General features: G+C 71.2%; 5 protein-coding genes and 1 pseudogene. 5 read left to right on the forward strand and 1 reads right to left on the reverse strand.

The annotated features are described in order from the left end of the window. The first annotated feature begins 171 nt into the window (after positions 1–171). Both coaE and ACFTZL_RS41930 read left to right on the forward strand, forming a co-directional pair. On the forward strand, positions 172–864 hold the full coding sequence (gene coaE / locus ACFTZL_RS41925) for a dephospho-CoA kinase (RefSeq protein ID WP_382594974.1): 693 nt from the start codon (positions 172–174) through the stop codon (positions 862–864). 50 nt (positions 865–914) lie between these two features. Further along, a pseudogene (locus ACFTZL_RS41930) lies at positions 915–1,290 on the forward strand (tetratricopeptide repeat protein). 37 nt (positions 1,291–1,327) lie between these two features. Here ACFTZL_RS41930 and ACFTZL_RS41935 read toward each other — a convergent pair. Beyond that, positions 1,328–1,591: a DUF6343 family protein gene (locus ACFTZL_RS41935; protein WP_382594977.1), complete on the reverse strand. Its 264-nt coding sequence runs from the start codon at positions 1,589–1,591 to the stop codon at positions 1,328–1,330. A 205-nt stretch (positions 1,592–1,796) separates the two neighbouring features. On the opposite strand from ACFTZL_RS41935, the gene ACFTZL_RS41940 reads away from it, so the two are divergent. The 3 genes from ACFTZL_RS41940 (at position 1,797) to ACFTZL_RS41950 (ending at position 4,145) form a co-directional block, all read left to right on the forward strand. Next, positions 1,797–2,504, forward strand: coding sequence for a class I SAM-dependent methyltransferase (locus ACFTZL_RS41940; protein ID WP_382594980.1), 708 nt, complete (start codon positions 1,797–1,799; stop codon positions 2,502–2,504). Positions 2,505–2,507: 3 nt separating this feature from the next. Then, complete coding sequence (locus ACFTZL_RS41945; RefSeq protein ID WP_382594982.1) at positions 2,508–3,548, forward strand: protein kinase family protein; 1,041 nt, start codon at positions 2,508–2,510, stop codon at positions 3,546–3,548. Positions 3,549–3,683: 135 nt separating this feature from the next. Continuing rightward, positions 3,684–4,145, forward strand: coding sequence for a DoxX family protein (locus ACFTZL_RS41950; RefSeq protein ID WP_382594985.1), 462 nt, complete (start codon positions 3,684–3,686; stop codon positions 4,143–4,145). Positions 4,146–4,207: the final 62 nt, after the last annotated feature.

The raw sequence follows: 4,207 nt of genomic DNA on the forward strand, positions 1-4,207 counted from the left end.
TTTTCTATCGCTTCGGGGGGGTGCGTGTGGGCCACACCTGCGGGGGGCTGGGGTCCTTCTGCGACGCGCCCCTATTGGGGCGCGGGGAACTGCGCGACCGCCCTCGGAGGGCCCGCACCGTCTGCACCGCCTCCCGAACTTCCCCCAAGCGGAGCGTCTAGGCTTCCAGGCATGTTGAAGGTTGGCCTGACCGGCGGCATCGGTGCCGGCAAGAGTGAGGTGTCACGGCTGCTCGTCGCTTGCGGGGCCGTGCTGATCGACGCGGACCGCATCGCGCGGGAGGTCGTCGCGCCGGGGACCCCGGGTCTCGCCGCGGTCGTGGAGGCCTTCGGTGAGCAGGTGCTCGCCCCCGACGGCAGTCTGGACCGCCCCAAGCTGGGCTCCATCGTCTTCGCCGACGCGGCGAGACTCGCCACCCTCAACTCGATCGTGCACCCGCTGGTGGGTGCCCGCTCCCGCGAGCTGGAGGAGGCCGCCGCCGAGGACGCGGTCGTCGTCCACGACGTCCCGCTCCTCACGGAGAACGGCCTCGCACCGCTGTACGACCTCGTCATCGTCGTCGACGCGGCCCCGGAGACCCAACTCGACCGGCTCGTACGACTGCGCGGCATGACCGAGGAGGACGCACACGCGCGGATGGCCGCCCAGGCGACGCGCGAGCAGCGCCGGGAGATCGCGGACGTCGTCGTCGACAACGACGTCCCGCTGGAGGAACTGGAGCGCCGCGTGAAGGACGTGTGGGCCGAGCTGGCACGCAGGTCCCACGCGTCCCGGCCGGACCCTCAGGGGCGACCGGACCCTCAGGGGCGACCGGACCCTCAGGGGCGACCGGACCCTCAGGGGCGACCGGCCCCTCAGGAATAGCGGCACCCCGAGGGGGCGTTGAACCTTTCCAGTGAGGGAAGGACTCTGCCGTGCCCGAGACCAGCGGTTCCACCGGACGTACCCCGGAGACGCACGTCATCGACTTCCGCGCCGCCGAGCACCTGCTCGCCGCGCGGGACCCGCGGGGCGCGGTGAAGCTGCTCGACGGAGTCATCGCCGCGCACCCGGAGAACCCCGCGACTGCTGCGCGCGCGTGCCTTCTTCGCGGCGGCGCAGCTGCGGCCGGCGGAGCTCGAGTTCTCGATCGTCCTGGAGCGTGAGCCGGACAACGCGTTCGCGCACTTCGCGCTCGCCCGCACCTATGAGCGGCAGGGCCGCCCCGACCAGGCGAAACGCCATTTCCGCCTGGCGGCCGCGCTGGACCCGAACCCGCAGTTCCAGAAGGCCGCGCGCTTCGACTCGTGAGCGGCTGTCCCTGTCTGCTTCGTCTGCGTCGTCCGCCTCAGGGGCGGTCCTCGGGTGGCCGGTAGGGCGGGATGTCGGGCCCCGGCTGCCAGTGCGGGCCCTGGCGGATGTGTCTGAGGACGACGGCCAGGTCGATCGTGACGACCAGCAGCAGCACACCGCAGGCGATGGCCCAGCCGGGCCGCCCGGCGAGCGTGAACGCGATCGTCCCGAAGAGTGCCCAGACCAGTCCCCACACGCTCAGCCAGAAACGCGCCCGCAGGGCACTGCGCGCAGTCGTCGGTTCACTGCCTGTACGCATCGCGATCTCCACTCCTGATTGCAACGTACTCTCCGCCGCGGATGCGGACCACCAGGGGGAGCCGGGACCTGTGCGGGTCACATCCGGGACCCGTGCCGGCCGAAGCCGGGACCCGTGCGGGACATCGTTCACTCGGTCGGGTGAAGGCGGCCGGGACGGGAACTGGCGTGCGGGCGCGGCCCGTTGGGCGGGCATGGAGATGAAAATGCGTGAGGGGTACGAGGGGACGGGACCCGGGGCCATCACCCCGGACGGCTGCGCGGTGGAGCTCTACTCACGACTGCCCGTCGGGGACGAGCCGGACATCATCGCCGCGGCGGTGCCCAAGGGCGCGCGCATCCTGGAGCTGGGCAGCGGGGTCGGTCGCATGACCCATGGACTGCTGGAGCGCGGCTTCACGGTCACGTCGGTGGACGAGTCCGCCGAGATGCTGGAGCGCGTGCGCGGGGCGCGGACGATCTGCAGCCCGATCGAGGACCTGGACCTGGGCGAGACGTTCGACGTGGTGCTGCTCGCGTCGTTCCTCGTGCACGTGGGGGACGTCGAGGTGCGGCGGGGCTTACTGCGCACCTGTGTGCGCCATGTCGCGGAGGGCGGCAGCGTGCTGATCCAGCGGGAGGGCGCGGACTATCACACGAACCTGCCGCGCGAGCGCGTGGACCCCAGCGGCTTCACCGTGCGCATCGTGTCGGCGGAGCCGGTCGGCGACGGGGTCAACTCGGTGCGCGCGGAGTACGAGTTCCCGGACGCGGTCTGGACACAGACGTTCCGGGCACGACCGCTGACCAAGGATCAGTTCGAGGAGGCGCTGGAGGAAGCGGGCCTGAAGGTGGACCGGTATCTGGCGGAGGACGGGATATGGGTGAGGGCGGTGCGGGCGGCCCAGGCGACCGAGGTGCGGAAGGGGGCGTAGCGGGTGGCGGAGCCCGGGCGTCTCATCGGCTATGACACGGTCTCGACGTCCCTGGCACTGCGCGGGGACGCCGAACTGCGCGAGCTGGTGGACGCGGCCGTGCCGCTGGGCACCGGCATCGGAGGGAAGTCGGCCCGGCTGGACGTGTCCGGTACGCCGGTCTTCGTGAAGCGGGTGCCCCTCACGGACCTGGAGCGACGGCCGGAACACCTCCGGTCCACGGCCAACGTGTTCGGGCTGCCGATGGTCTGCCAGTACGGCGTCGGCGGGCCCGGGTTCGGAGCGTGGCGGGAAGTCGCCGTCCACACCATGACCACGAACTGGGTGCTCTCCGGGCAGTTCCAGGGCTTTCCCCTGATGTACCACTGGCGCGTCATGCCGGACGAGGCGCCTGGCCTGACGGAGGAACTCGCCGATGTGGACAAGGCCGTGGACTACTGGGGAGGGAGCGCGGAAGTACGGCGGCGGATCGAGGCCCTGCAACAGTCCTCGGCGAGCGTCGCACTGTTCCTGGAGTACGTCCCCCAGACGCTCCACGCATGGCTGACGGCTCAGGTGCGAGCCGGTGGTGAGGAGCTCGACCGGGCCTGTTCCCTGGTGGAGAAGGAACTGCGGGTCGGTACGTCCTTCATGAACAGCCGCGGGCTGCTCCACTTCGACGCCCACTTCGAGAACATCCTCACCGACGGCCGGCGCCTGTACTTCGCCGACTACGGCCTCGCCCTGTCCACCCGCTTCGACCTCTCGCGCACCGAGGCCGACTTCTACGACCGGCACAGCACCTACGACCGCTGCTACACGGCCAGTTTCCTGGTGAACTGGCTGATCACCGCCCTGTACGCGGGCGACTGGGAGGAACGTGGGGCACTGATCCAGGCATGGGCCGAAGGGCGACAGGCCTCCGGCGCGCCACCCGGGACGGCGGAGATCCTCCGCCGCAACGCCCCGGTCGCGGCCGTGATGACGGACTTCTACCGTCGAGTTCAGGGGGTGAGCAGGACGACGCCTTACCCGGGGGAGAGGCTCCGGCGGCTCTGCCCGTGAGGGGCGGGGCCGGGCGGGCTTCGGGCGAAGTCGAGCCGGAAGGGCAGAAATTCCGCTGGGCGGCGATGAGTTCGAGGGCGAGTGGCGGTCTACCTCTTCGACACCACCACGGACCGCTTCCCACAGGAGACCTCCATGTCAGAGACCACCGCTCCCGTCACCGCCGCCTCCGCTTCTGCCGGAGTCGTCGTCGCCGAGTCCGCGACCGCTCGCGGGCGGCGCGCCCGGATCGCCCTGCGCGGTCTGCAGGTGCTGCTCGCCCTCATCTACGCGATCCCGAGCGCCCTGCCCAAGCTGATCGCGCACCCGTCCGCCGCCGAGTCCTTCGAGAAGCTCGGCTGGGGCAGCGCGGGGATGTACACCATCGGGGCGCTCGAACTGGCCGGAGCGGTCGCCCTGTTGATCCCGGTGCTCCAGTCGGTGGCGGCGATGGCGCTGAGCGCGTTGATGGTGGGCGCGTTCGTCGTGCAGGTAGCCGTGTTCGACGGGCAGTACGCGGCGACGCCGCTCATCCTGATCGTGCCGCTCGCCCTCATCGCCTGGGCGCGGCGGGGGCACAACGCGGATCTGCTGCGGCTGCTGCGGCGACGGGCGTGACCGGGTGACACCGTGTCGCGTGCGATGGGCGACGGCGCCCGGGCGGGCCGAGGGGCTCGTCC

The sequence above is a fragment of the Streptomyces sp. NPDC056948 genome, assembly GCF_042674225.1.
GTDB classification, from domain to species: domain Bacteria; phylum Actinomycetota; class Actinomycetes; order Streptomycetales; family Streptomycetaceae; genus Streptomyces; species Streptomyces purpurascens.